The 409-nt window shown below is 63.1% G+C and carries 1 protein-coding gene; it reads right to left on the bottom strand.

The window, feature by feature from the left end:
• Positions 1-114: 114 nt before the first annotated feature.
• Positions 115-409 (bottom strand): hypothetical protein (locus RM812_RS42635; RefSeq protein ID WP_311586469.1); only part of this gene is annotated, 295 nt, incomplete at its 5' end.

Raw genomic sequence — 409 nt, 5'->3', positions numbered from 1 at the left:
ACCGGCCCAACCTGATCGAGAACATACTGCCGACCCGGCCGCGGGCCACGCTGGTGCTGCGCAAGGACTCCGACCATTCGATCAACCGGTTGCGGCTGCGCAAGCTCTAGCCGCTCAGGCTGGTGCTGAGATCAGCGTGCCGCACCGCACATCGAAGCGCTCCGCCACGGTGTCGAGGGTGCGCCGCAGGTGGTCGCGGTCTCGATGACGGGTCGCCATGAATCGGGCAGTGCCCACCAGCTGGCGCGGCATCGGATACCAGCGATTGAAGTCCAGACCACAGTCACGGAACACTTTGGCCGGCATCGCATCCGAGATGAGGCTCAGGTTGTACTGAGCCAGGGTGAACATCGCATACACCAGCGCCTTCTTGGACTTTTGCGCCAGGTCCTGCAGATCGAGTTCATAG

This window comes from Streptomyces lancefieldiae (assembly GCF_031845825.1).
Taxonomy (GTDB): Bacteria; Actinomycetota; Actinomycetes; order Streptomycetales; family Streptomycetaceae; genus Streptomyces; species Streptomyces lancefieldiae.
This window is presented reverse-complemented; position numbering and strand designations above follow the sequence as displayed.